24 protein-coding genes and 1 pseudogene are annotated in these 26,556 nt (G+C 53.5%); 18 read left to right on the top strand and 7 right to left on the bottom strand.

Annotation, left to right across the window (positions count from 1 at the left end):
• Positions 1-336 precede the first annotated feature (336 nt).
• From DA718_RS23000 to prfH, 11 genes are all read left to right on the top strand, one after another.
• Complete coding sequence (locus DA718_RS23000) at positions 337-1,680, top strand: Na(+)-translocating NADH-quinone reductase subunit A (protein ID WP_112214008.1); 1,344 nt, start codon at positions 337-339, stop codon at positions 1,678-1,680.
• Between the two features lie 3 nt (positions 1,681-1,683).
• Positions 1,684-2,922: an NADH:ubiquinone reductase (Na(+)-transporting) subunit B gene (locus DA718_RS22995; RefSeq protein WP_112214009.1), complete on the top strand. Its 1,239-nt coding sequence runs from the start codon at positions 1,684-1,686 to the stop codon at positions 2,920-2,922.
• Positions 2,915-3,709 carry a Na(+)-translocating NADH-quinone reductase subunit C gene (locus DA718_RS22990; RefSeq protein WP_112214010.1) on the top strand — a complete coding sequence of 265 codons (795 nt, stop codon included), beginning with the start codon at positions 2,915-2,917 and terminating at the stop codon, positions 3,707-3,709. The genes DA718_RS22995 and DA718_RS22990 overlap by 8 nt, the downstream gene beginning before the upstream one ends.
• Positions 3,702-4,340 (top strand): NADH:ubiquinone reductase (Na(+)-transporting) subunit D, encoded by a 639-nt coding sequence (locus DA718_RS22985; RefSeq protein WP_112214011.1) that lies wholly within the window; start codon positions 3,702-3,704, stop codon positions 4,338-4,340. Before DA718_RS22990 ends, DA718_RS22985 begins: the two co-directional genes overlap by 8 nt.
• Before the next feature lie 6 nt (positions 4,341-4,346).
• Positions 4,347-4,943 carry an NADH:ubiquinone reductase (Na(+)-transporting) subunit E gene (nqrE, locus tag DA718_RS22980; protein ID WP_110273894.1) on the top strand — a complete coding sequence of 199 codons (597 nt, stop codon included), beginning with the start codon at positions 4,347-4,349 and terminating at the stop codon, positions 4,941-4,943.
• 11 nt (positions 4,944-4,954) lie between these two features.
• Positions 4,955-6,178: an NADH:ubiquinone reductase (Na(+)-transporting) subunit F gene (gene nqrF / locus DA718_RS22975; protein WP_112214012.1), complete on the top strand. Its 1,224-nt coding sequence runs from the start codon at positions 4,955-4,957 to the stop codon at positions 6,176-6,178.
• A 2-nt stretch (positions 6,179-6,180) separates the two neighbouring features.
• Positions 6,181-6,396 (top strand): (Na+)-NQR maturation NqrM, encoded by a 216-nt coding sequence (nqrM, locus tag DA718_RS22970; RefSeq protein WP_167492892.1) that lies wholly within the window; start codon positions 6,181-6,183, stop codon positions 6,394-6,396.
• Positions 6,397-6,535: 139 nt separating this feature from the next.
• Positions 6,536-7,591: a DNA polymerase IV gene (gene dinB / locus DA718_RS22965; protein ID WP_112214013.1), complete on the top strand. Its 1,056-nt coding sequence runs from the start codon at positions 6,536-6,538 to the stop codon at positions 7,589-7,591.
• A 5-nt stretch (positions 7,592-7,596) separates the two neighbouring features.
• Positions 7,597-8,049, top strand: coding sequence for a GNAT family N-acetyltransferase (locus tag DA718_RS22960; protein ID WP_376767708.1), 453 nt, complete (start codon positions 7,597-7,599; stop codon positions 8,047-8,049).
• 237 nt (positions 8,050-8,286) lie between these two features.
• Positions 8,287-9,426: an RNA ligase RtcB family protein gene (locus tag DA718_RS22955; RefSeq protein WP_130624397.1), complete on the top strand. Its 1,140-nt coding sequence runs from the start codon at positions 8,287-8,289 to the stop codon at positions 9,424-9,426.
• Positions 9,423-10,022, top strand: coding sequence for a peptide chain release factor H (gene prfH / locus DA718_RS22950; RefSeq protein ID WP_112214016.1), 600 nt, complete (start codon positions 9,423-9,425; stop codon positions 10,020-10,022). Before DA718_RS22955 ends, prfH begins: the two co-directional genes overlap by 4 nt.
• Before the next feature lie 57 nt (positions 10,023-10,079).
• On the opposite strand, the gene pepD is transcribed toward prfH, so the two are convergent.
• On the bottom strand, positions 10,080-11,537 hold the full coding sequence (gene pepD / locus DA718_RS22945) for a cytosol nonspecific dipeptidase (RefSeq protein ID WP_112214017.1): 1,458 nt from the start codon (positions 11,535-11,537) through the stop codon (positions 10,080-10,082).
• Positions 11,538-11,794: 257 nt separating this feature from the next.
• Here pepD and gpt point away from each other — a divergent pair, with 257 nt between their 5' ends.
• From gpt to crl, 3 genes are all read left to right on the top strand, one after another.
• On the top strand, positions 11,795-12,253 hold the full coding sequence (gpt, locus tag DA718_RS22940; protein ID WP_110273886.1) for a xanthine phosphoribosyltransferase: 459 nt from the start codon (positions 11,795-11,797) through the stop codon (positions 12,251-12,253).
• Positions 12,254-12,359: 106 nt separating this feature from the next.
• Positions 12,360-13,604 (top strand): esterase FrsA, encoded by a 1,245-nt coding sequence (gene frsA / locus DA718_RS22935; RefSeq protein ID WP_112214018.1) that lies wholly within the window; start codon positions 12,360-12,362, stop codon positions 13,602-13,604.
• A gap of 57 nt (positions 13,605-13,661) precedes the next feature.
• A complete protein-coding gene (gene crl, locus DA718_RS22930) occupies positions 13,662-14,060 on the top strand; it encodes a sigma factor-binding protein Crl (RefSeq protein ID WP_110273884.1) in 399 nt (132 codons plus the stop codon).
• Between the two features lie 116 nt (positions 14,061-14,176).
• On the opposite strand, the gene gabD is transcribed toward crl, so the two are convergent.
• The 6 genes from gabD to uxuA form a co-directional block, all read right to left on the bottom strand.
• Positions 14,177-15,625, bottom strand: coding sequence for an NADP-dependent succinate-semialdehyde dehydrogenase (gabD, locus tag DA718_RS22925; RefSeq protein WP_112214019.1), 1,449 nt, complete (start codon positions 15,623-15,625; stop codon positions 14,177-14,179).
• Positions 15,626-15,848: 223 nt separating this feature from the next.
• Positions 15,849-17,957: a ferrioxamine B receptor FoxA gene (gene foxA, locus DA718_RS22920; RefSeq protein WP_112214020.1), complete on the bottom strand. Its 2,109-nt coding sequence runs from the start codon at positions 17,955-17,957 to the stop codon at positions 15,849-15,851.
• A gap of 121 nt (positions 17,958-18,078) precedes the next feature.
• A complete protein-coding gene (locus tag DA718_RS22915) occupies positions 18,079-19,071 on the bottom strand; it encodes a helix-turn-helix domain-containing protein (protein ID WP_112214021.1) in 993 nt (330 codons plus the stop codon).
• 165 nt (positions 19,072-19,236) lie between these two features.
• Positions 19,237-20,013 (bottom strand): Uxu operon transcriptional regulator, encoded by a 777-nt coding sequence (gene uxuR / locus DA718_RS22910; protein ID WP_110273880.1) that lies wholly within the window; start codon positions 20,011-20,013, stop codon positions 19,237-19,239.
• 134 nt (positions 20,014-20,147) lie between these two features.
• Positions 20,148-21,623, bottom strand: coding sequence for a fructuronate reductase (locus tag DA718_RS22905; protein WP_112214022.1), 1,476 nt, complete (start codon positions 21,621-21,623; stop codon positions 20,148-20,150).
• A 75-nt stretch (positions 21,624-21,698) separates the two neighbouring features.
• On the bottom strand, positions 21,699-22,883 hold the full coding sequence (gene uxuA / locus DA718_RS22900) for a mannonate dehydratase (RefSeq protein WP_112214023.1): 1,185 nt from the start codon (positions 22,881-22,883) through the stop codon (positions 21,699-21,701).
• A gap of 527 nt (positions 22,884-23,410) precedes the next feature.
• On the opposite strand from uxuA, the gene DA718_RS22895 reads away from it, so the two are divergent.
• From DA718_RS22895 to DA718_RS22875, 4 genes and pseudogenes are all read left to right on the top strand, one after another.
• A complete protein-coding gene (locus tag DA718_RS22895; protein WP_112214024.1) occupies positions 23,411-24,343 on the top strand; it encodes an ROK family protein in 933 nt (310 codons plus the stop codon).
• A gap of 100 nt (positions 24,344-24,443) precedes the next feature.
• A complete protein-coding gene (locus tag DA718_RS22890; RefSeq protein WP_112214025.1) occupies positions 24,444-25,418 on the top strand; it encodes a LacI family DNA-binding transcriptional regulator in 975 nt (324 codons plus the stop codon).
• Positions 25,419-25,736: 318 nt separating this feature from the next.
• Positions 25,737-25,994 carry a YjhX family toxin gene (locus DA718_RS22880; RefSeq protein WP_110273875.1) on the top strand — a complete coding sequence of 86 codons (258 nt, stop codon included), beginning with the start codon at positions 25,737-25,739 and terminating at the stop codon, positions 25,992-25,994.
• Positions 25,995-26,004: 10 nt separating this feature from the next.
• Positions 26,005-26,549, top strand: a pseudogene (locus tag DA718_RS22875) (GNAT family N-acetyltransferase); the annotation flags it as partial.
• Positions 26,550-26,556: the final 7 nt, after the last annotated feature.

Below are 26,556 nucleotides of genomic sequence, written 5' to 3'. Positions count from 1 at the left end.
TAGAGCGCTCACATTAGCATCACGGCAGTTTTTCGCAAGCACGACGTGCTGCGTTTACGTTTTAGTTTCCTGTTATAGCGAATCTCACGGCAAAGCGCAGTCAGAACTTTGCGTAATAGCTCGCATTTTAGAACGACTTAATGGCGGTTTGTCTACAGGCACCGCTCACGAAATGTTACACTTGGTCCGCTAAATGATCAGGGTAAGAAAGGATGCTTCTCTCCCGTCTTGCGAATCATCAGGACTATGGTGTTCCTTTCTTCCTTTTATTTTTCCATCAATGATGCTGGCCTCGGCCTGATGCCGGGGTTTAAGTAACGGATACCTGCTAACGATATGATTAAAATCACGAAAGGGCTAAATCTGCCCATAGCTGGCATGCCATCACAGCAAATTTCTTCTAAGACTGCGGTCAAACGCGTTGCGCTGTTAGGTGAAGAGTACATCGGTATGCGCCCCTCGATGGCGGTGTGTGAAGGCGACCGGGTGCAAAAAGGCCAACTCCTGTTCGAAGATAAAAAGAACCCTGGCGTGCGTTTTACCGCCCCTGCGAGCGGAATTGTTAGCGCCATTCACCGCGGCGAGCGACGGGTTCTGCAATCGGTTGTTATCGATGTCGAGGGCGATGAGGTCATTCATTTTTCCCGCTATGAACCCTCTGATCTTGCTGGATTAACGCGTGAGAGCGTGCAGCAACAGCTGCTGGAGTCCGGGCAGTGGACTGCATTTCGTACCCGTCCTTTCAGCAAAATCCCGGCTCCGGGTAGCGTGCCAGCGGCGATTTTTGTAACTGCGATAGACACCAACCCGCTAGCAGCCGAACCTCAGCCCATCATCCTGGCCCAGCGCGACGCTTTTGATGCCGGGCTGACGGTGCTGACGCGTCTGACTGACGGTCAAGTTCACGTGTGTCAGGCCAGCGGCGGCAAGCTTGGTGGGCATCCTGTTGGGCAGGTGACTTTCAACCAGTTCACCGGGCCACATCCGGCAGGGCTACCCGGAACGCACATCCATTTTCTGGAGCCGGTTAGCCTGAAAAAGCAGGTCTGGCATCTAAACTACCAGGACGTCACCGCTATCGGTAAATTATTCCTCGAGGGGGAAATATATAGCGAACGCATTATTGCCCTCGGTGGTCCGCAGGTAAAAGAGCCTCGTCTGTTAAAGACTTGCTTAGGTGCCAGCCTTGATGAGCTGCTTGTCGAAGAACTGCTTAATGATGAAAACCGCGTTATTTCGGGTTCAGTTCTCAGCGGAACCCATGCCCATGGAGCCTATGCTTTTCTTGGGCGCTTTCATTTACAAGTCAGCGTGGTGAAAGAGGGGCGTGAAAAAGAGCTGTTCGGCTGGGTTATGCCGGGGAAAGATAAATTCTCCATTACCCGAACCACGCTCGGTCATTTTCTCAAGCATAAGCTGTTCAATTTCTCGACGGATACCCACGGCGGTGAGCGGGCCATGGTGCCAATCGGCAACTATGAGCGCGTGATGCCGCTGGATATTCTGCCCACGATGTTGCTGCGCGATTTGCTGGCGGGTGATACCGATAGCGCGCAGGCGCTGGGCTGTCTGGAGCTGGATGAAGAAGACCTGGCGCTTTGCACCTACGTATGCCCCGGCAAGTACGAATATGGTCCGGCATTGCGCAGTGTGTTAACCCAGATTGAGCAGGAAGGATAAGTGATGGGCTTAAAGCAAATTTTTGACAAACTTGAGCCGCACTTTACGCATGGCGGCAAGCTGGAAAAATACTATCCGTTGTTCGAAGCGACGGCGACGCTGTTCTACACTCCGGGGCAGGTGACGCGCGGTGCGGCGCATGTCAGAGACGCCATCGACCTCAAGCGGATGATGATTCTGGTGTGGTTTGCGGTTTTCCCGGCGATGTTCTGGGGAATGTATAACGTTGGTCAGGAAACCATCCCGGCACTGCATAAATTATACGGTGCTGAACAACTGCAGCAGGTTATCGCCGGGAACTGGCACTACAGCATTGCACAATGGCTGGGGGTGAACTTCACGGCTGATGCCGGTTGGCTCAGCATGATGACGCTGGGGGCGATATTCTTCCTGCCCATCTACATCACCGTGTTTCTTGTCGGCGGATTCTGGGAGGTTCTGTTTGCTATCGTGCGTAAGCACGAAATAAACGAAGGCTTCTTCGTTACCTCAATCCTGTTCGCTCTGATAGTGCCGCCAACTCTGCCGCTGTGGCAGGCCGCATTGGGGATCTCATTTGGTGTTGTTATTGCCAAAGAGATTTTCGGCGGGACCGGGCGTAACTTTCTTAATCCAGCTCTGGCTGGGCGCGCCTTTCTGTTCTTCGCCTACCCGGCGCAAATTTCTGGCGATCTGGTCTGGACCGCTGCCGATGGTTTCTCCGGCGCGACGCCGCTATCCCAGTGGGCAAGTGGCGGCGGTGAATCGCTGGTTAACGTTACAACTGGCCTGCCGGTTAGCTGGATGGATGCCTTTCTCGGCCATATTCCTGGCTCGATTGGCGAAGTTTCGACGCTGATGATTCTCATCGGTGGCGCCATCATCATCTTCGGTCGCGTGGCCTCCTGGCGCATTGTCGCTGGGGTTTTCATCGGCATGGTGGCCACCGCGACCCTGTTTAATTTCATTGGCTCTGATACCAATCCGATGTTTGCCATGCCGTGGTACTGGCATCTGGTGCTTGGCGGTTTCGCCTTCGGCATGATGTTTATGGCCACGGACCCGGTATCCGCATCGTTTACGGATAAAGGAAAATGGAGTTATGGCCTGCTGATCGGCGTGATGTGCGTGCTGATTCGCGTGGTCAACCCAGCCTATCCGGAAGGGATGATGCTGGCGATCCTCTTCGCCAACCTCTTTGCGCCGCTGTTTGATTACCTGGTGGTGCGGGCCAATATTAAGCGGAGGAAGTCGCGTGGCTGAGAATAAAAGTAACGATAGCATCGGCAAAACGCTGCTGGTGGTGCTGGTGCTTTGCCTGGTCTGCTCAATCGTGGTCGCCGGTTCTGCCGTGGGGCTAAAATCGCGCCAGCAGGAGCAGCGTGCGCTGGATAAACAGCGCAATATTCTGGCGGTTGCCGGTCTGATGAAGCAGGGGATGAGCGCAGATGAAGTGGCTGATATTTTTAATGCCCGCATCTCTCCACGATTAGTCGATTTAGCCAGCGGTGAGCTGCTGGATAAAGACCCTGGCAAGTTTAATCAGTCCCAGGCGCTGAAAGACTCACAACAGAGCATTCAGCTGGAAGCCAGCCAGGATCCTGCGGGAATCAAACGTCGTAGTAATATCGCTGAAATTTATCTGGTGCGCGATGAGAAGCAGCAGGTTCAGGAAGTTGTACTGCCCATTTACGGCAACGGCTTGTGGTCGGTGATGTATGCCTTCGTCGCGCTGGAAACCGATGGCCGTACTGTCAAAGGCATCACCTACTACGATCACGGCGAAACGCCGGGGCTGGGCGGGGAAATTGAAAATCCTAACTGGCGTCAGCAGTTTGTCGGCAAACAGGTGCTGGACGATAAAGGCATGCCAGCGTTGAGAATTGTGAAAGGTGGCGCGCGCCCGGGAGACGTTCATGCCGTTGACGGGCTGTCGGGTGCAACGCTGACGTCAAACGGTGTGCAGCATAGCTTTGATTTCTGGATGGGCGAACTGGGCTTTGGTCCATTCCTGAATAAGGTGCGCGAAGGGGAGCTGAATAATGGCTGATTTGGGCGACATGAAAGAAATGAAGCGTGTGCTGGTGGGGCCGCTTATCGCTAATAACCCCATTACTCTGCAGGTTTTGGGCGTGTGTTCTGCACTGGCTGTAACCACCAAGCTGGAAACCGCTTTTGTTATGACCATCGCGGTAACGCTGGTTACGGCATTCTCCAGCATGTTTATCTCTATGATCCGTCACCATATTCCTAACAGCGTGCGCATCATTGTACAGATGGCGATTATCGCCTCACTGGTTATTGTGGTTGACCAGCTGCTACGTGCCTTTGCCTATGAGACCTCGAAACAGCTGTCAGTGTTTGTCGGGCTTATCATCACTAACTGTATTGTGATGGGGCGGGCGGAAGCCTATGCCATGAAGTCGCCGCCGCTGGCGAGTTTTATGGACGGTATCGGCAACGGTCTGGGATATGGTGCGATTCTGTTGATTGTCGGCTTCCTGCGCGAACTCATTGGTAGCGGCAAACTGTTTGGCATCACTGTGCTGGAAACGGTGCAGAACGGCGGCTGGTATCTGCCAAATGGTATGTTCCTTTTGGCACCGAGCGCATTCTTTATTATCGGTTTGTTGATTTGGGCCGTGCGCAGTTGGAAGCCTGAACAGCAGGAAAAGGAGTAACCGATTATGGCTCATTACATTAGCCTGTTTGTCCGCGCTGTGTTTGTTGAAAACATGGCACTGGCCTTCTTTCTGGGGATGTGTACCTTCCTCGCGGTATCGAAAAAAGTCTCGACCTCCTTTGGGCTTGGCGTTGCGGTAACGGTCGTGCTAGGGCTGGCCGTGCCTATCAATAACCTGGTGTATAACCTGGTGCTGCGCGACAGCGCATTGGTGGAGGGTGTTGACTTAAGTTTCCTCAACTTCATCACCTTTATCGGGGTTATCGCAGCGCTGGTGCAGATTCTGGAAATGATCCTCGATAAGTACTTTCCGGCGCTCTACAACGCGCTGGGGATATTCTTACCGCTGATCGCCGTTAACTGCGCGATTTTTGGCGGTGTCTCATTCATGGTGCAGCGTGACTATAACTTCACCGAATCCATCGTGTACGGTTTTGGCTCCGGTATTGGCTGGCTGTTGGCGATTGTGGCGATGGCTGGCATCCGTGAAAAAATGAAATACGCAAACGTGCCCGCAGGCCTGCGCGGGTTAGGGATCACCTTTATTACCACGGGTCTGATGGCGCTGGGCTTTATGTCATTCTCCGGTGTGCAGCTATAAGGGCGGAAAGTATGGAAATTATTCTTGGCGTTGTGATGTTCACGCTGATCGTCCTGGTGCTATCAGGGCTGATACTGGCCGCGCGTTCAAAACTGGTGAATGCTGGTGATGTGGTCATTGAAATTAATAACGAGGCGGATAAACAGATCCGTACTCCGGCGGGTGATAAGTTACTCAATACGCTCTCCAACAACGGTATTTTCGTTTCATCAGCCTGCGGTGGAGGTGGTTCCTGCGGCCAATGCCGGGTGACGGTGAAAGAGGGCGGCGGCGATATTCTGCCAACCGAACTTTCTCATATCACCAAACGTGAGGCGAAAGAAGGCTGCCGCCTGGCCTGTCAGGTCGCGGTGAAGCAGAACATGAAAATTGAGTTGCCGGAAGAAATCTTCGGAGTTAAGAAGTGGGAATGCGAGGTTATCTCTAATGATAATAAAGCTACTTTTATCAAAGAGCTGAAGCTGCGCGTGCCGGATGGCGACGAGGTTCCATTCCGCGCGGGTGGTTATATTCAGATTGAATGTCCTTCGCACAAGGTCGCTTATGCCGACTTTGATGTACCGGACGAGTATCGCGGCGATTGGGATAAATTTAACCTCTTCCGCTACGTTTCTGACGTAAAAGAGCCGACTTTGCGCGCTTACTCAATGGCTAACTATCCGGAAGAGAAAGGCATTATCATGCTTAACGTGCGTATCGCGACGCCGCCGCCGAAAGTACCTGACGCGCCACCGGGTATCATGTCCTCGTATATCTGGTCGCTGAAAGCGGGCGATAAGGTGACGATTTCCGGGCCGTTTGGTGAATTCTTTGCCAAAGAGACGGACGCGGAAATGGTCTTCATCGGCGGTGGTGCTGGAATGGCACCGATGCGTTCGCATATTTTCGATCAGCTTAAGCGTCTGCACAGCTCGCGTAAAATTAGCTTCTGGTACGGTGCACGTTCTCTGCGTGAAATGTTCTATGACGATGAATTCGAACAGTTGGCGCGTGAAAATCCGAATTTCACCTTCCATGTGGCGCTGTCCGATCCGTTGCCGGAAGATAACTGGACCGGCCATACTGGCTTTATTCATAACGTCCTGTATGAAAACTACCTGCGCGATCACCCGGCACCGGAAGATTGTGAATTTTATATGTGTGGCCCGCCGGTCATGAACGCTGCGGTGATTAAAATGCTCAAAGATCTCGGCGTTGAAGATGAAAACATCATGCTGGATGACTTTGGAGGCTGATGATGTTGACGGTATTTGTGGCGACCTTTGTTATTTTCGCGCTGGTTATTCTGGGGATGTCGCTGGGATACCTGATCAAGCGTAAAAGTATTCAGGGCAGCTGTGGCGGGATCTCCTCGCTGGGGATAGAGAAAGTCTGTGACTGCCCTGAGCCTTGCGATGCGCGTAAACGGCGAATAGCCCGTGAAGAGCAACGCCAGCAGAACCGAATTCTGTAATTTCTTCAGTTTCCACCCGGCCGAGCGAAGCGACGCCGGGTTATTCCTCATCACGATGTTCATCGCGGCTTACAACACATCTCTTCTCAATATCTCGATTTTTGCTGTATACTTGTCCAGTGGTCAGTGGGGGCTAACTATGCGCAAAATCATCCATGTTGATATGGACTGTTTCTTCGCGGCGGTTGAGATGCGTGACAATCCGGCGCTGCGCGATATTCCTATCGCCATTGGCGGTAGTCGGGTACAGCGCGGTGTTATTAGTACCGCCAACTATCCGGCGCGTAAATTCGGGGTGCGCAGCGCCATGCCGACGGCCACAGCTCTCAAGCTTTGCCCGCATCTGACCCTGCTACCCGGTCGTTTCGATGCTTACAAAGAAGCCTCAAATCATATCCGGGAGATTTTTTCCCGCTACACTTCGTTAATCGAACCGTTATCTCTGGATGAGGCCTATCTTGACGTCAGCGACAGCGTACTTTGCCTGGGCTCAGCGACGCTGATGGCGCAGGAGATCCGTGAAACCATTCATCGTGAACTAAATCTGACAGCCTCCGCCGGAATTGCGCCGGTAAAGTTCCTCGCTAAAATCGCCTCGGATCTTAACAAACCCAACGGCCAGTTTGTCATTGCGCCGCATCAGGTGGCGGAGTTTGTCAAAACGTTGCCGCTGTCGAAAATTCCTGGCGTCGGCAAAGTTTCTGCCGCAAAGCTGGAAAGCATGGGGCTGCGAACTTGTGAAGATGTGCAAAACAGCGATCTGGCGATGTTGCTCAAGCGCTTTGGTAAATTTGGCCGGATATTATGGGAGCGCAGTCAGGGGATCGATGAGCGAGAGATTAACAATGAGCGCCAGCGTAAATCAGTTGGCGTCGAGCGCACTTTGGTGGAGGATATCCACGAGTGGGCGGAGTGTGAGTCGATTATTGAAAATCTCTACCCTGAGCTGGAACGACGTCTGGCGAAGGTAAAGCCGGATTTGCTGATTGCCCGCCAGGGAGTCAAACTGAAGTTTAATGATTTCCAGCTCACCACGCAGGAACATATCTGGCCCCGGTTGAATAAAGATGACTTGATCAGCACTGCTCACAAAGCCTGGCAAGAGCGGCGAGGTGGCCGGGGAGTGAGGCTGGTGGGGCTGCATGTGACGCTTCTTGACCCACAGCTTGAGAGACAATTAGTTCTGGGATTATAACGATGCTGAAAATAAGACCTTACGAGGCGCATGATTTTTCAGCGCTATGCACCATCTTTTTACGGGCCGTTAAAGAGACCGCCAGCGCTGATTATTCCTCGCAGCAAATTGCTGCCTGGGCGCAGGTTGATGAAGATCGTTGGCGACAGAAAATAGCCACCTCGCAGGTGCTGGTGGCGGTAAAAAATAAATCGCCTGTTGGGTTTATTACTGCCGTTGATGACTATATCGATTTACTATTTGTCTCGCCTGACTGTAGCCGTCAGGGAATTGCCAGCACGCTGCTCAATGCATTGTTTATACAGTTTCCTGAACGCATTTGGACGGTGGAAGCCAGTATTACGGCAAAACCCTGCTTTGAACGCCATGGTTTCAGCGTTGTAGAGAAACAGGTGGTAGAAGCACGCGGTGAATGTTTTCTTAATTATCTGATGCGGCGACAAATCGTCTTGCAATAAAAATTGCGCCTGATTACTATACGTGCGCTTTCACCTAATTTATTAACTGCAAAGGAGGTTCACCATGAAAATACATTCTCAGAACGCACTTTGCAGACCTTCCCAGGAATAACTCTCTTTTTTTGCCCTGGTAACGTCTGCCACATCCTTTATTTATTTTTATACTCAAATAATTCGAGTTACACGTAACTAACGCGCATGTAACTTGAAGTATGACGGTTATATATGGATTGGTATATGGGCAATAATGTTCATTATACGTCTGATAATATTTCTTATATTACGTCAGACGATCTGTGGATCGAAGGTTTAGCGATCCAACAATTACACACGACGGCAAATTTACCCCACATGCATCGCGTAGTGGGAATGCCTGACTTGCATCCCGGTCGCGGTTATCCAATTGGCGCGGCCTTTTTCTCTCTCGGTCATTTCTACCCGGCTCTGGTGGGGAACGATATCGGCTGCGGCATGGCGCTGTGGCAAACAGATATTCTTGGGCGGAAATATAACGCGGATAAGTTTGAGAAAAAACTGGCCGCTATGGATGACGTTGCTGAAGAACGCTGGCTGGATGAGCACCTGCCGGAAAATCTTATCGCGCACCCCTGGCGCAGCGCGCTGGGCTCCATTGGCGGCGGCAACCACTTCGCCGAACTGCAACAGGTGGATCAGGTTGTCGATAGCGAGCGCTTCCAGCGGATCGGTCTTGATGCTCAGCATCTGCTGCTGTTGGCACATAGCGGCTCTCGCGGACTGGGGCAATCTATTCTGCAACGCCATATCATGTCTTTTTCGCACGATGGTTTACCCGAAGGGAGCGTGGCGGCGGCGGATTATCTGGCGGAGCATAACGATGCCCTGGCTTTTGCTCGAGTCAATCGCGAACTGATTGCTACCCGTATTTTGCAGCAGGTTCGCGCGACCGGGCAGCGCGTGCTGGATGTTGCGCATAACTTTGTCGAGCCGTGTTCTGTTAGCGGGCAACAAGGCTGGCTACATCGCAAAGGGGCGACGCCGGACGGTAGTGGTCTGGTGATTATTCCAGGTTCACGCGGCGACTACAGCTGGCTGGTTAAGCCCGTTATCAGTGAAGAAACGCTGCATTCGCTGGCCCATGGGGCGGGGCGTAAATGGATGCGTACCGAATGCAAAGGGCGGCTATCCGCTAAATACAGCCCGGTGCAGATGGCACGTACCGAACTGGGAAGCCGAGTGATTTGCCGCGATCGACAGCTGATTTACGAAGAAGCGCCGCAGGCATATAAATCAGTTGAAAGCGTACTGGAATGCCTGGTGCAGGCAGGGCTGGTTGAGCCGGTCGCTCGTTTGCGTCCTCTGCTGACGCTGAAAACCAGCGGAGGGAAAGGCGCATGATTTTATTGCAACTCTCTTCTGCCCAGGGGCCAGATGAATGTTGTCTGGCCGTAAAAATGTCGTTGGATCGGCTAATGCAGGAAGCTACTGAGCAGCGGGTTTCTCTGACGCTGCTGGAAAGCGAGCCGGGTAGACGTTCCGGTACACTGCGCTCGGCTCTGCTCTCTCTTGATGGCGATGGCGCGTTTGCCTTAAGTGAAAGCTGGTGTGGCACCCTACAGTGGATTTTCCCCAGCCCGTTTCGACCCAATCACGGGCGTAAAAACTGGTATGTTGGCGTAGGACGTTTTTCCAGTGATGAGCAGGAACGGTCCGGGGATATTCGCTTTGAAACGCTACGTTCTTCCGGCCCCGGTGGGCAGCATGTGAATAAGACCGACTCCGCAGTGCGCGCCACGCATCTGGCGAGTGGGATCAGCGTGAAGGTGCAGTCGGAACGGAGTCAACATGCCAATAAACGGCTGGCGCGATTGTTAATTGCCTGGAAGCTGGAACAGCAGCGGCAGGATGATAGCGCAGCGTTGAAATCTGAACGGCGAATGTTTCATCATCAGATTGAGCGCGGCAATCCAGTGCGGACGTTTAGCGGGCGGTAATCAGTTCGTCAGTATGAACAAAAAGGTCCACACCCTGAGGTGTGGACCTTTTTTGACTTATTTTGCCGGAATGGCTTTCAGCAGTTCAGTCAGCAGCGTCCAGTACTGGCCAACGCTTTCGATATGAACCTGCTCATCCGGAGAGTGTGGACCGGTAATGGTCGGCCCGATAGAAACCATGTCCATTTCCGGATATGGTTTTTTGAACAGGCCGCATTCCAGACCCGCGTGGATAATCTGGATGTTCGGCGTCTTGTTGAACAGACGCTGATAGGTCTCACGCACCAGATGCATTACCGGAGAGTTGGCGTCCGGCTGCCAGCCAGGGTATGCGCCTTTGGCTTCGGTTTTTGCACCCGCCAGCTTGCCCAAAGAATCCAGCATGCTCACGACGTAGTCTTTACCGCTGTCGATCAGCGAGCGAATCAGACAGTGAATCTGCACGTTGTCGTCGGTCATGGTGACAACGCCGACGTTCAGAGAGGTTTCCACCACGCCTTTCGCCACGTCAGAATTGCGGATGACACCGTTCGGAGTAGCGTTCAGCAGGCGCACAAAGCTATCGCGGGATTGTGCAGTTAGCGCCGCCTGGCCGTTGCTGACCGACTCCAGCAGGATAACCAGATTTTTTTCTTTGGCTGCCAGCTCGTTTTGCAGGATTTCCTGGTATTCGTTGACCAGCGCCTTCAGCACGTCTGTTTTATCTGCCGCAACGGCCACGGTGGCAAAAGCTTCACGCGGGATGGCGTTACGCAGCGTACCGCCGTTGAAGTCGACCAGACGCAGATCCAGTTCTTCAGCATGACCCGCCAGGAAGCGCGCCAGCAGTTTGTTGGCATTACCCAAACCAACGTGAATTTCGCCGCCTGAGTGACCGCCTTTCAACCCTTTTAACGTCAATTTAAAGCTCTGGAAACCAGCCGGAACGGCTTCGCGGGTCAGCGGCAGGTTAGAGGTGAAATCGATCCCCCCCGCACAGCCCATGTAGATTTCACCCTCTTCTTCAGAGTCAGTGTTAATCAGGATATCCGCTTGCAGCCAGTTGGCCTGTAGACCAAATGCGCCGTCCATACCGGCTTCTTCCGTCATGGTCAGCAGCACTTCCAGCGGGCCATGGACCACACTGTCGTCAGCCAGCACCGCCAGTGCGGAGGCCATGCCTATACCGTTATCAGCGCCCAGCGTTGTACCGCGCGCTTTGATCCACTCGCCGTCGATATAGGGCTGAATGGGGTCTTTAGTGAAGTCGTGGACGGTATCGTTATTCTTCTGCGGCACCATATCAAGGTGGGCCTGCAGAACAACCGGCTTGCGATTTTCCATACCGGCGGTGGCGTTTTTACGAATCAGAATGTTGCCAACCTGGTCGCGTTCTGCGTGTAAGCCTTTTTCTTTTGCCCAGCCCATAATGTGCTCAGCGAGCTGTTCTTCGTGATAGGACGGATGGGGAATTGAGCAGATTTTGGCAAAAATATCCCACAGCGGTTGCGGGGATAACTGAGACAGTTCAGACACGATGAGTCTCCTTACGAGCGCCTGCAAAAGTCGTTTACAGGTCGGGGGTTAGCAATCAAGTACACTACAAGCCAGGGCTTGCGCGATGGGGTTGAGAATACCACTTTCCGCGTACTCCGGTAGTGTAAACCACGCAAAAAGAGTCGCAATGGCTGCTTAACGCTGGTTTTTAACGCCCCAGATCTCTATAATCTCGCGCAACCATTTTTCCCCTCGAACACAATTTAAGCCGTATAACATAGGCTGGGACACTTCACATGAGCGAAAAGTACGTCGTCACCTGGGACATGTTGCAGATTCACGCCCGCAAACTGGCTACTCGTCTGCTGCCGGTTGAACAATGGAAAGGCATTATTGCCGTTAGCCGTGGCGGTCTGGTACCGGGAGCTTTACTGGCGCGTGAACTGGGTATTCGCCATGTTGATACCGTTTGCATCTCCAGCTATGACCACGATAACCAGCGCGAACTGACCGTACTGAAACGTGCTGAAGGCGATGGCGAAGGCTTCATTGTCATCGACGATCTGGTCGATACCGGCGGTACCGCGGTGGCTATTCGTGAGATGTATCCAAAAGCGCATTTTGTCACTATCTTCGCTAAACCGGCAGGGCGTCCGCTGGTTGATGATTATGTAGTTGATATTCCGCAAGAAACCTGGATTGAACAACCGTGGGATATGGGCGTGGTGTTCGTACCGCCTATCGCAGGTCGTTAATTTTCAGCATAAATGCTAATTACCACGCCCGGTTTTGCCGGGCGTGGTTTTTTTTACCCTTGTGCAGGTTACAATAGCTTCAGTGGCAACATGATGGAGGCTGCACATGTCCCAGGCTAACCTTAGCGAAACGCTGTTTAAACCCCGATTCAAACATCCGGAAACATCAACGCTGGTGCGTCGGTTTTCCACTGGATCGCAACAACCGATTCAGACCGCGCTGAGCGGCAATAATGTTGATCACTGGTATCGACTCATTAACCGCTTGATGTGGATTTGGCGTGGCGTGACGCCGCAGGAGATCCTCGACGTGCAGGCGCGCATCGTCATGAGCGATGCAGAACGCACTGACCCGGAGCTTTACGATACGGTGGTCGGCTATCGCGGCGGTAACTGGATCTTTGAATGGGCCAAACAGGCGATGGATTGGCAGCAAAAGGCTGGTCAAGAAGAGGATCTTCTGGTTAGCGGCCGTCACTGGCTCCATGCGGCAAACCTGTACAGCATTGCCGCTTATCCGCACATTAAGGGCGATGAGCTGGCTGAGCAGGCTCAGGTCCTGGCGTATCGTGCTTATGAAGAAGCGGCCCAGCGGCTGCCGGGTAAGCTGCGCGAACTGGAGTTCTCCATCCCCGGTGGAGCGCCGATAACCGGTTTCTTGCATATGCCGTCAGGCGATGGTCCCTTTCCTACGGTGCTGATGTGCGGCGGGCTAGACGCGCTACAGACCGATTATTATAACCTGTATGAGAACTATTTTGCGCCATTGGGTATCGCCATGTTGACCGTGGATATGCCTTCTATTGGTTTCTCATCAAAATGTAAGCTGACCCAGGACACCAGTTTGCTGCACCAGTATGTATTGCAGCATCTGTCCAATGTCCCTTGGGTCGATCATACTCGCGTGGCCGCATTTGGTTTTCGTTTCGGCGCCAATATTGCGGTGCGGCTGGGCTATCTTGAGGCGCAACGTCTGAAAGCTGTAGCCTGCCTTGGGCCGGTGGTGCATGGTCTGCTGGTTGATCCTCTTCATCAGGGGCGGGTACCGGAAATGTATCTTGACGTTCTGGCTTCGCGTCTGGGGATGCATGATGCTTCTGATGAGGCGCTGCGCGTTGAGCTGAGCCGTTATTCGTTAAAAGTTCAGGGATTGCTGGGCCGCCGCAGCCCAACGCCAATGCTCTCGGGTTACTGGAAAGACGATCCGTTCAGCCCGGAAGAGGAGTCACGTTTGATTACCTCATCATCAGCCGATGGCAAGCTGATGGAAATTCCTTTCAACCCGGTTTATCGCAACTTCGATCACGCCTTGCGGCAGATCGCCCGCTGGATTAGTCATAGATTTAGTTAATATATTGCTAAATTCTATTGATTTGGTAACGTCATTGCATCACTAAAGGAGATCGCAATGACGTTACCGAGTGGACACCTAAAGAGTAAGCTGATTAAGAAATTCACGGCTCTTGGACCTTACATCCGTGAGGAGCAGTGTGAAGATAACCGCTTCTTTTTCGATTGCCTGGCAGTTTGCGTCAACGTTAAACCGGCGCCGGAAAAACGCGAGTTCTGGGGATGGTGGATGGAAATGGACGCGGAGAAATCACGCTTCACCTACAGCTATCAGTTTGGTTTATTCGATAAAGAAGGGGTCTGGCGCGCAGTTGCTATTGACGATCCTGAAGTCACTGAAAAGCTCGAAAAGACGCTACGCGGCTTTCACGAACGAGCCGAGGCGCTACTGGCGACGTTCAGCCTGAAGCTGGAACCTGCCGATGATTTCAGCGAGCCGGTGAAACTGCGAGCCTAATCAGACTCTTAACCTCATCTTCAGAAAAATCCACGCCCTGGCAGCGTGGATTTTTAAATTTGCTCTATAGTTACAACATTCTTTAGGCTCAATTGCATTGTTGCGAATTAAATCTGCTAAATCCCAATACACATGTATTTGATTTCTAAATAATCCTCTATGCCATACTTTGAGCCTTCGCGGCCCTGTCCGGAAGATTTCACGCCGCCGAAAGGAGCGACTTCGGTAGAGATAATCCCGGTGTTGATGCCTATGATGCCGTACTCCAGCGCTTCGCCGACGCGGAATACGCGGCTTAAGTCGCGAGCGTAGAAATAGGCTGCCAGGCCAAACTCGGTGTCGTTGGCCTGCTTTATCGCGTCGGCTTCATCTTTAAAGCGAAATAGCGGGGCGAGCGGGCCGAAGGTCTCTTCTTTGGCGACTTTAGCATCGCCGGGCACGTCTACCAGAATCGTCGGCTGGAAGAAATTCCCGCCCAGCTCGTGGGCTTTCCCACCGGTCACCACCCGTGCGCCTTTGTCTAACGCATCGCTAATATGCTCCTGCACTTTGGCAATGGCCTTCTCGTCAATCAATGGCCCGATGGTGATATTGGGCTGTAGGCCGTCGCCAATTTGCAACTTACTTACCGCTTGCTGGAGTTTTTCGGCAAAGCGGTCATAGACGCCGTCCTGGACGTACAGGCGATTGGCGCATACGCAGGTTTGCCCGGCGTTGCGAAACTTAGAGGCCATCGCGCCTTCTACGGCTTTATCTAAATCGGCGTCATCAAAGACGATAAACGGCGCATTGCCGCCCAGTTCCAGTGAGACCTTTTTGATGTCCTTCGCGCACTGTTCCATCAGCTGGCGGCCAATCTCCGTCGAGCCGGTAAAAGAGAGTTTGCGCACCAGCGGGTTGCTGGTGAGCTCATTGCCGACCGCGCTGGCGGAACCCGTAACTACGTTAAATACCCCTTCGGGGATCCCGGCGCGGTTCGCCAGCTCCGCCAGCGCCAGCGCAGAAAACGGCGTCTGGCTGGCGGGCTTGAGCACCATCGTGCAGCCTGCGGCCAGCGCCGGACCCGCCTTACGAGTGATCATCGCCGAGGGAAAATTCCACGGGGTGATGGCGGCGGTTACGCCTATCGGCTGCTTAATCACCAGCAGCCGCTTATCGGCCTGATGACCCGGGATCGTGTCGCCATAGATGCGCTTACCCTCTTCGGCAAACCACTCAATAAAAGAGGCGGCGTAACTGATTTCGCCCTTGGCTTCCGCCAGCGGTTTACCCTGTTCCAAAGTCATCAGGCGCGCTAAATCGTCCTGATGCTCCATTATTAAATCGAACCAGCGGCGCAGAATATTGGCCCGCTCTTTGGCTGTGAGGGCGCGCCAGGCGGGCAGGGCGAGGTTGGCGGCGTCGATGGCCTCGCGGGTTTCCTCGGAGCCCATTTTGGGTACGCTGCCCAGCGGTTGACCGTTGGCGGGGTTGGTCACCGCGATGGTTTCTCCACTGGAGGCGTCGCGCCAGCGTCCGTTGATTAATGCCTGTTGGCGAAAAAGGGTGGGATCGTTAAGTTGCATGGTTGCGTCCTGTCTTATCGGTAAAAGCTGTGAATGCGTCCGGTCTGCGGCGTCAAACACTTGTCCCTGTTTAGTGTAGACGAACCTGCTCAAGGGACCGGGCACAGCACGGGCTGATGTGATAATAACCAGTTTAAATTTGTGGTTGTTTAGGCTGGTGGGACGTTAACGCAGAGGATTAATATGCCGGCGCGGTTAAAGCGCCGGGCATTTTTTAGCTAAATCAGAACTTCCAGGAGACGCTGCCGACGATGCTGCGTTCTGCACCGAAGTAGCAATAGGAAAGCGAGTTACAGGCGGCGATATAGCTCTTATCCGTCAGGTTATTGACGTTCAGCTGCGCGCTAAGGCCTTTAATCCCTACCTTCGACAGGTCATAGCCAACCGTCATATCCACCAGCGTATAGGACGGCAGGGTATGCGTATTCAGGCGATCGCTGGTGATCCCATTAACATAGCGCACGCCGGAACCGAGCGTCAGGCCATCAAGCGGGCCGCTTTTCACATCGTAGCTCAGCCAGGCGCTGGCCTGGTTGCGCGGGGCGTAAACGGCGCGCTTGCCTTGCTCTTCCGGACTGCTTTTCTTATAGCGGATGTCGGTGTAGGTATAGGCGGCCTGCAGGCGGAAGCTGTCCGTTAGCTGGCTGATGGCTTCCAGTTCCACCCCTTTCGACTCAATTTCACCAATCGAGCGGTACGGGTCGGTCGGCTCTTCTTTGGTGGCGATATTGGTCTGGTTGATGCGGAATACAGAGGCGCTGAACTGGCTGTTCATCCCCTCCGGCTCATACTTCAGCCCGGCTTCCCACTGCTTGCCTTTCATCGGATCCAGTATGTTGCCGTTTTCATCGGCGAAGCTGGTCGGCGTAAAGGCGGTGGAGTAGCTGATATATGGCGCAAAACCACTATCGAACAGATACATTAGCGCGGCGCGGCTACTGAAGTTGTTCTTATCCAGATCGCTACGGGAATTGTTAAGCTTACTGATATTGGACACGCTCACCTGATCGTAGCGCCCGCCGAGCGTGAAGCGCCAGCGGTCCCAGGACATCTGATCCTGCAAATAGTAGCCAGTCTGGCGCAGCTTGTGTTTTTCACGGCTGTACATGGTGATGTAATCCGGTTTCGCCCCGTAGACTGGGTTAAAAGCGTCTATGGCCGGGAATGCGCCGTAATAGCCGGTGGTGTCGTTGCTGCGATCCTGATAGTCAATGCCCATCAGCAGGCGATGATTCACGGCCCAGGTATCGACGCTGCCATCAAGCTGATTATCCAGCGTAATAGCGTTCATCTTTTCGTCCGAACCGGAGTAACCGCGGTTCAGCTCGGTTTCGTTCAGCCAGCCTGCGGCATAGACCTGATTCAGTTCGACTTTGGTATGCAGGTAGCGCAGCTTCTGTCGCACCGACCAGCCGCTATCAAACATGTGTTCGAAATTGTAGCCGACCATATTTTCTCGACGGTCGTACTTGTCGTAATCATCTTCCCCCTCGAAGAAGGTGTTAGCGATTTTCTTGCCGTCATGTGGGACCACGGTGCCTTCATAGGGAAGGCCTGAGTGGCTGCCGCCCTCCGGGTCGCGATGCAGGTAGGCCATTAAATCAAGACGCGTCTGGTCGGTGATGCGCCAGGTCAGGCTGGGCATAATCGCGTAGCGTTGCTCTTTTAAGGTGTCAAACTGGGAGTCCGCGTAGCGGGTCATTCCGCTTAAGCGCGCCGCCACCCGATCGTTATCGTCCAGCGCGCCGGTGACATCAAACGCCGCCCCGCGCTGGTTGTTATTACCAGCAAACAGCTTGATTTCGCCGCCGGGATCGAATGAAGGTTTACGCGAGGTGAGGGCGACGATACCGCCGGGCGAAGAGCGGCCATAGAGCACCGAGGCCGGGCCGCGTACCACTTCAATATTCTCCAGGAACCACGGATCGACCACCAGGGAGCTGTGCGAGTTGGTGTCGCCCATCATCTTCAGGCCATCGAGATAGACGTTATCCAGACTGCCATCAGAGAAGCCGCGCAGGACGATATAGTCAAAGCGGTTGGAAGCGCCAATCTGGTTGCTGTAAACCCCCGGCGTATAGCTCACGGCCTGACGTACGCTGATCGCTCCCTGCTCTTCAAACTGCTCGCGAGTGATGATGGAGACCGACTGCGGGGTCTCAATGTCCGGGGTGGCAATTTTGGTCGCGCCGCTCTGCATCTGCGAAGTGACCACGATGGTTTCGTTTTTAGCAGTTTCCTGAGCCAGAAGCGGGAAAGCGACGCTGCCGGTCACCCATCCTACCAGTAGCGCCAGGCGAGTTTTCGCAAACATGAACATCTCCAAAGGTATTTCTAATTGTTAATAAGAATTATTACCTTTTTGATGCTTTCTATAGCTATGCGGAATGCCAGGATGCGTATGCGCGCTGCCAAAGCGTCTAAGTATTCTTCGCAAAAATGTAAAAAATGCATTAGCCCGGCTTTTGTACGTCACAGGGCGAGATACCGTAGCGTCGACGAAAGGCGGTCGAGAAGTTGGTGGCGTGCTGGTAGCCCGACATCCACGCGGCCTGCTGTACGCTATAGCCCTCAAGTAAGTAGCCTCTTGCCCGCTCCAGACGGCAGTCCCGTAGATAGTCGAACACTGAGCAGCCGTAAGCGTGGCGAAATTTGCTGCGCAGGCTGCTGGAACTCATTGCTGCCCGCTGCGCCAGCTCATTGAGGGTGTAGTCGCTCTCCGGGGACTGCTCCAGCAGGCGGCGAACTCTCTCCAGCCGCTGCTGCTCGCCACCTGCCGGTACGATGTGTTTCGCACTTTCATCCTGGCACACGCTCAGACCATGGCCGAACAACTGCAAAATGAGCCCTTCCAGCATCAGCTGCCGGGAAACGCTACCGAGTACGCTCCGCTGCGCGTACTGCAAGCCGCTCAGCAGAAAACCCGGTATCTGCCAGATAAGCGTTGGCGTCCGGCATCTTTCCCATTCGCGCATCAATGAGTCGAGCAGGCCGTCGCGCCATGCGCCGTCAGGATACAGTCCCAGAGATAGCGTCCGTAGCCTGCTGTCCGCATCGTGGCGGGCGCACATCACCTGATGTTCGCTAAGACGGGACGTGAATGCCATCCCGGAGCGAACGAGATGCTGCTCCCCGTTCAGGGTCAGAGTGACGCAGCCTTCCAGTACGACCAGCATATATAGCGGGCTGCTATGGCGGGAGGTCGTCTCATAAGGTTGCAGCACGTGAACATCAGAATGGGTAACGCACATTCCGCACGGCAGCGTCATCTCTTCCACTTCTCCTCGCAGCACGAGGCTGGTGTGCGGTGGTTGCGGTTTTTGCTGCTGCTGTGGGAAACGGTAGTCGATACCGTAACGTTCGCCAAAGTCCATAAACTCGCTGACGGAGAAGGTTTTTCTCAGCACCGGGCGGGCAGGTTCATTCTGCGGGATCATATTGTTCATGCGGTTTTTGGCACTGAGACAGGGTGTCATTGGGTGAATCAACTTTATCACTGCGTGCGCAGTGCGACAATAATGATGAGAATCATTATCAATATTTGCTTTACATATTGCCGTTACGGGAAGTGGAGTCGCGCGGGGAGTTTACCCGCGCGGTTTGATAAGAGGTCAGGCGTCGACGTTGTCCAGCGGCCAGGAGTCAAACAGGTAGCCGTCGAAGAAAATATCATCGACGTTGGAGAACTCCAGCAGGCGACGTTTGACGTTTTCCAGATGCTGCCACATGGCGAGCTTTGCCGCGCGGGCGTCTTTTTTGATTAATGCTGCAAGGATCCGTTTATGATCGACCAGCCACTCCTGGCGATAGTGGGTGTCCCCGAGGTGGCGGTGCAGTTGGATCCACATGGGATTATTTTCCCGCCACTGCCATGACTGGCGAAATAGCTCCACCAGCATACTGTTGTGTGTTGCTTCGGCGATCGCCAGATGGAACTGCATATCGCCGCTTTCTGAACTCTCCGGCGCACTGCTGGCCAGTTCCTGCTCCTCCAGCTGTAAAGCCTGGCGCATTTTGATGATATCTTCCCGAGTCGCCTGTAGGGCGGCAAATTCAGCGATATTACTTTCCAGCAGTTGGCGCGCTTGCAACAGCTCAAAAGGACCGGCGTCATCGCAATGGCTGGCGTCGGCATTTTCAGCAGCCTCTTCCTCTACGGCGTTGTCGAGCACGTAGATCCCGGCACCCCGGCGGACTTCCACCAGCCCTTTAATTTCCAGCATGATCAGCGCTTCACGCACCACCGTGCGAGTCACGTCCAGCATCTCGGCGATTTCTCGCTCTGGCGGTAAGCGATCGCCAGCCTTGTACGGCGTTTGTACGATCAGATCGCGAATCATCGCGCCGACTTCCTGATAGGGTCTGTGCTGAGAAGTTTGTGATTTCATGGTGTTATGCAGTGGCATGCGATGGTGTGGTGGCTGACTATAACATTTGAGTGACGGGTTAGCATCTCTCACGCCTTAGATACGCAAAACAGGTCAACCAAATGTTCATAGAGTTGACCTGCGATTTAGAGAGATTAGACGGCGGTTCTTAATGCCGCGACGCACTCACGCGCACCCCATTTACACAGCTTGTGATAAGCCTGCGTAACGGCTTCGACGAAGTCACTGTTCTCCGGCAGATCCTGAGCAAAAATCCCGCTTAAGGCCAGCAGGGCGGTCACGCGCTCGGCGCCCTGGTAACGCGAGTTAATTTGCTGGATATCGGCCAGTAAAGGGTCGAGCACATCGATAGATTGCCCTTGTTCATCAACCCCCTGGGTGTAGCGCATCCAGCCCGCCACGCCGAGCGCAAGATGACGCCAGTCGCCACCGTTGCGCAAATGCAGGCGTACCGGATCCAGCAGGCGCTGCGGTAGCTTCTGGCTACCGTCCATCGCAATCTGCCAGGTACGGTGGCGCAGAGAAGGGTTACTGAACCGGGCGATCAGCAGCGTGGCATAAGCCTGTAGATCGGTGCCTTCCGGCATGGATAGCGTTGGGGCCTGTTCCTGCATCATCAGGGCAAAGGCTGCTTTTTGATACGCCGGATTGCCCATGGTATCGGCGATGGTTTCATAGCCGCCGAGATAGCCAAGATACGCAAGGAATGAGTGGCTACCGTTGAGCATCCGCAGCTTCATCATTTCAAACGGCACCACGTCTGCCACAAACTGCGCCCCAACCAGGTCCCACTCAGGGCGGCCGTTGACGAAGTTGTCTTCGATTACCCACTGGCGGAACGGTTCGCAGGCAATAGCGCACGGATCGTAGACCCCAAGTTGGTCGGCAATCTCCTGCAACGTTTCAGGGGTTGCCGCGGGCACGATGCGGTCAACCATAGTGCATGGGAAGGTGGCATGAGCTTCAATCCACGCCGCCAGCTCTGGGTCTCTGGCCTGCGCCAGGCCCAGTACCGCGACTTTCGCCACATGGCCATTCTCCCGCACGTTGTCGCAGGACATCACCGTAAACGCCGCCAGCCCTTGTTCGCGACGTAGGCGCAGGGCTTCGACGATGTAGCCAATGGCGGATTTCGGCGTGGCCGGGTTGGCGAGGTCGTGCTGAATTAGCGGGTTGTTGAGATCCAGCTGACCGCTGGCGGCATCGGTGCAGTAACCTTTTTCTGTCACCGTTAGTGAGACGATCGCCGTTTGCGGGCGCGCCATCGCGTTCAGAATACCGTCGCAGCCGTCAATCTCCGGGTGCAGCGCTTCTTTCATCGAACCGATAATCTTCAGCTCAGTGCGCTCGGCGCCTTTTTCCGCTACGGTATACAGCAACTGTTGGTTTTTCAGATTCTCAATCAGCAGGCGGTCGTTACCAGGCATCAGGTTGACTTCGCAGATGCCCCAGTCGCTATCGCTGGTTTCCAGCAGATGGTGGGTATAAAGCGCCTGGTGTGCGCGGTGAAACGCGCCGCAGCCCAGGTGAACGATACGGGATTGCAGGCGAGAACGATCCCACGCAGGGCGTGTAACCGGCAGGTTGCTGTCGGCAAGGGTAGCAGTCATAGCAAACTCCAGAGTGGGTCGCAAAACGCGACCGAAGGGAGAGAAGGGCGGGACGCTCGGCCCCGCCAGTCAGGATCAGCGGCTAAAAAAGGCGCGCTGAATTGCCAGCTCGACGCCGCGGACTTCAGCCAGCCCTTTCAGGCGACCAATCGCGGAGTAGCCAGGGTTGGTTTTCTTTTTCAGGTCGTCAAGCATCTGGTGGCCGTGGTCAGGGCGCATCGGGATGAGATCATCTTTGCCTTCCGCTTTACGACGATGCTCTTCTTCAACGATGGCCTTCACCACTTCATACATGTCGACGTCGCCGTGCAGATGTGCCGCTTCATGGAAGGTTTTCGGGTTATCTTCGCGAAGGGTGGAGCGCAGATGGGTGAAGTAAATGCGCGGACCGAACTGCTTAATCATATCAACCAGGTCATTGTCGGCGCGCACGCCGTAGGAGCCGGTACACATGGTGAAGCCGTTCGCCATGCTGTTGACCGTATCGACCATCCACTGCATATCTTCTACGGTAGAGACGATGCGCGGCAGGCCGAGAATCGGGCGCGGCGGATCGTCAGGATGCACTGCCATGCGGACGCCAGCCTCTTCGGCAACGGGAATAATCGCCTTCAGGAAGACGGCAAAATTCTCGCGCAGCGCGGCTTTATCGATATCTTTATAGGTTGCAAGGTGCTGACGGAACTGGTCGAGGGTATAACCCTCTTCGGCACCCGGCAGGCCCGCGATGATATTTCGGGTCAGGCGCGCTTTATCTTCATCGCTCATGGTGGCGAAGCGCTGGTTTGCCTGGGCGATTTCTTCGGCGGTGTAATCCGCTTGTGCGCCCGGACGCTTGAGGATATGCAGCTCGAAGGCGGCAAACTCAATTTGATCGAAACGCAGTGCTTTGGATCCATCAGGCAGGACGTATTCCAGATCGGTACGAGTCCAGTCGAGAACCGGCATAAAGTTGTAGCACACGGTACGAATGCCGCACTGAGCCAGGTTGCGCAGGCTCTGCTGATAATTGGCTATCCACTGAGCATAGTTGCCTGAGTGGGTTTTGATCTCTTCGTGAATCGGCACGCTTTCGACCACCGACCAGACCAGGCCTGCCTCTTCTACGATGGCTTTGCGCTTGAGGATCTCTTCAACCGACCACACCTCGCCGTTCGGAATATGGTGTAGAGCGGTGACAACGCCAGTCGCCCCCGCCTGACGGACGTCAGCTAAAGTGACCGGATCGTTAGGGCCATACCAGCGCCATGTCTGTTCCATGCTTAACCTCTTTCACGTTGTTGACCCGCTTCAGGCCACTGCTTTGGTTGGATTGTCGGTTCCCTGAAACCATATGAAAACCGGGGAGACCGGACGATATGGCGCATAAATTCCTCTAATTTGTCATACATGTCAACCGTAAAAGCAAAATTGGTTAACCAAATCACATGGGAGTAGGTTTTAAGGTGTGTTAACGGGAAAACAGGGCGGCGTGTGACAATTTTTCTTTGCGTAAATGTCTCTGACAGGGGTCAGGTGAGTGGTCATGGTTTACCAATTCAGTCACGTCTCAACCACATAATGGAGTCCGGTCGATACTGTTGGCCCAAGGGAAGTGTCACCGACAAAAGAAGCAAGTTGATATGTTTCGTTTTGTTTAGTAAACAACTTGTTTTTATATTTTTGTTTATGTGATCTTTATCACTAATGCGTATTAATAAGCTTCAAATAACGGATTTTTCACATAGGATAATGGGCATTAATAACTGTTTAGTAAACGGCGAATGAACGCTTGCTGAGGTGATAGAATGTTAAGTATGGGACTGGATATTGGCGGGACGAAAACAGAAGCAGTTATCCTCGATGCTCAGGGTAATGTCTTGTTATCAAAGCGAAGGAGTACGGTGAAATCTGACTATCAGGGATTTCTGACATCGCTGGTCGATTTTATTCAGGACGTTAAGTCTTCCTTTTCTGTCCCGATCAGCGTCGGTTTATGCCTGCCGGGAACAGAAGATGTTGATACCCGGCTCATCAAAAACTCCAATATCGTGGTCCTTAACCAACGGCCGCTGATTCAGGATCTGGAACAGGCTTTGGGTCATCCGGTCGCGTGGGACAATGACGCCAACTGCTTTACATTATCAGAATCGACGGATGGTGCAGGCGCGCAGGCGGGGATTGTGTTTGGCGCGATTCTGGGAACCGGCTGCGGCGGCGGGCTTTCAATGAATAAAATGCTCTGGCGAGGGCGCAATGGCAACGCCGGAGAGTGGGGGCATAATCCGCTTCCTCACTATGATTCGCTGCGGGATGGCGCTGGCGTAAAATGTTATTGCGGGCAGCTAAACTGTACCGAGTCTTTTATTTCGGGGTCAGGGCTGGCACGGCAATATAATCTGATTGACAGCAATACTCTGGATGCAAAAGCCATTTTTTCGCTTATTGATCAATGCGATCCTGATGCAACTGCTTTGTTCCTGCTATTTAAAGATCAGCTGGCGAGGGCGTTAGCATCGGTTATCAATATCTACGATCCTGATATTGTGGTGGTTGGTGGCGGGCTTTCGCGCATTCCGGAGATATTTACTGACCTGACTCAGGCTGTAGAAAAGTATATTTTCAATACGCAATGCACCACGCCAATTGTCCCGGCGATGCATGGTGATAGCAGCGGCGTTCGCGGCGCGGCATGGCTGGGACGCGATGCGGCATTGAGGGCAAGTGGCAGTACAGAATAGTTTTCAATGATACGAGCTCTTGCTAACTCATTCATTCTCCTGAACAAAAATGAAACATGAAGTATGATAGCGGTAACCGTAAATAAGGGGTAGGTCAGGCATGTTGAAGACAGTCAGGGTGAGGGATATCGCGCAGAAAGCGGGTGTATCGGTAGGGGCGGTGTCGCGGGCGTTGAACCATCGACCTGGGCTGAGCGAAGAAACCCGGCTGCGGGTGATGCAGATAGCGCAGGAGATGGGATATGACTTCTCCAGACTTCGCGATGAGAAAATTAAAAAGATTCTCTTCATACTCCACCGCCAGCATAACACCGCCAGTGCGATGAATTTCTATTCGCCTGTCCTGTTGGCTGTGGAAGATGCCTGCCGGGAATGCAACATTGCGCTCAGCTTTTTGGCGATGGGGCCTACGGATAATGTGACCCAACAGGTACGGCAGCATTCCCCCGATGCTCTCCTGTGCGTTGGGTTTATAGAGCCGGAGCTGATGGCGGAATTAAGAAAATTACCGCAGCCGATGGTGTTGGTTGATCACGCGATCCCCGGCATGGTCAGTATCAATCCTGATAATTACCAGGGTGGGATAGTGCTGACGCAGCATCTGATTGAAAAGGGGTATCATCGTATCGCCTTTCTGGCCAGCAGCCTTGCACATTACAGTATTCGCCAGCGTGAGAAAGGATACCGACAGGCACTGTTTGAGGCTGGCATGCTGATGTCTCCTCAATATGAAGTGACGGCGCCCGCGCTGACGGAACTTACACCCTCTTTGGAATATGCGCTGGATGAACTGATGGCGCTACCCGAACCCCCTGATGCCCTGTTTTGTTACAACGATGCAGCGGCTATCGTGGCGATGAATTATTGCCATCAAAATGGGATAAGAGTGCCAGAGGATCTGGCTATCGTCGGCTTCGATGATATTGATTTATCCAGCCACCTGACGCCCGCGCTGACCACGATAGCCATTGATAAAGAATCATTAGGCAAGCGGGCCGTGGAAGAGCTTATTTGCCGCTCGAGTGCAGATAATATTTTATTGCCCGTGCAGCTCAGGCTGAGAAATAGCGCGTAAAGGCAATTTTTTGTTAGCGAGAACAGAGAATAAAAGAAAGCTGATACCCGGAGAGCATGGTTTTTGTACTCGCCGCGATTCCTTTGAGATCACATTTTCCAGCTTTGATTATTCCCATCCATGCTCTCTCTGTTATCATTCACATTGAATATACCTTTCAACTCTCACCGAGGCTTTGATGCTGGAGAATGTAATCATTAGATAATCAGCTTCCCGACCTTCTCAGGCCGGACTGGTTATCGCTGCGCTTAAACTTTACGCGAACACTTTTGGGTGTTGGCTCGTTTGTACGCATGATGATTAACAGGTTTCTTCAGTATGAATCTATCCCGTCAGGAACAACGTACCTTACACGTTCTCGCTAAAGGTGGTCGGATCGCGCACGTTCGCGATACTTCAGGCCGCGTGACCTCTGTTGAATGCTACAGCCGCGAAGGGCTTCTGCTCACCGACTGTACTCTCGCCGTTTTCAAAAAACTCAAAACCAAAAAGCTGATTAAGTCCGTCAATGGGCAGCCCTACCGCATCAATACCACCGGACTGAACAACGTTCGCGCCCAGTTGGATAATCGCTAAGGAGCATCTGATGACAAACCACAACTTCACTTTTCATATCACTACCGAAGGTGACGCCGGTGATATTTGCGAGGTCGAAACCCGAGCGTTCGGCTTTAGCAAAGAGGCTGAGCTGGTGGTCGATTTGCTCAACGATGAAAGCGCTTGCCCGAGGTTATCTCTGCTGGCCAGACATAATGGAAAAGCGGTTGGGCATATTTTGTTCACCCGGGCGACATTTAAAGGAGAGTCTGACTCTCCGATGATGCATATCCTTGCTCCTCTGGCGGTAATACCAGAATACCAGGGCATGGGGGTTGGCGGATGGCTAATCCAAAGCGGTATTGAGCATCTGAAGGCGATGGGGAGCCTGGCGGTATTTGTTCTGGGACATGCCACTTATTACCCGCGGCATGGCTTTGAACCTTGCGCCGGAGATAAAGGCTATCCGGCCCCTTATCCCATCCCGGAGGAACATAAAGCCTGCTGGATGCTGCAACTGCTTTCGGCCGAACCGCTGGGGAGAACGGGTCAGATACAGTGCGCTCGCGCGTTGATGAAACCCGAGCATTGGCGCGAGTAA

Origin of the sequence: Klebsiella huaxiensis (assembly GCF_003261575.2) — a bacterium.
GTDB lineage: Bacteria > Pseudomonadota > Gammaproteobacteria > Enterobacterales > Enterobacteriaceae > Klebsiella > Klebsiella huaxiensis.
This window is presented reverse-complemented; position numbering and strand designations above follow the sequence as displayed.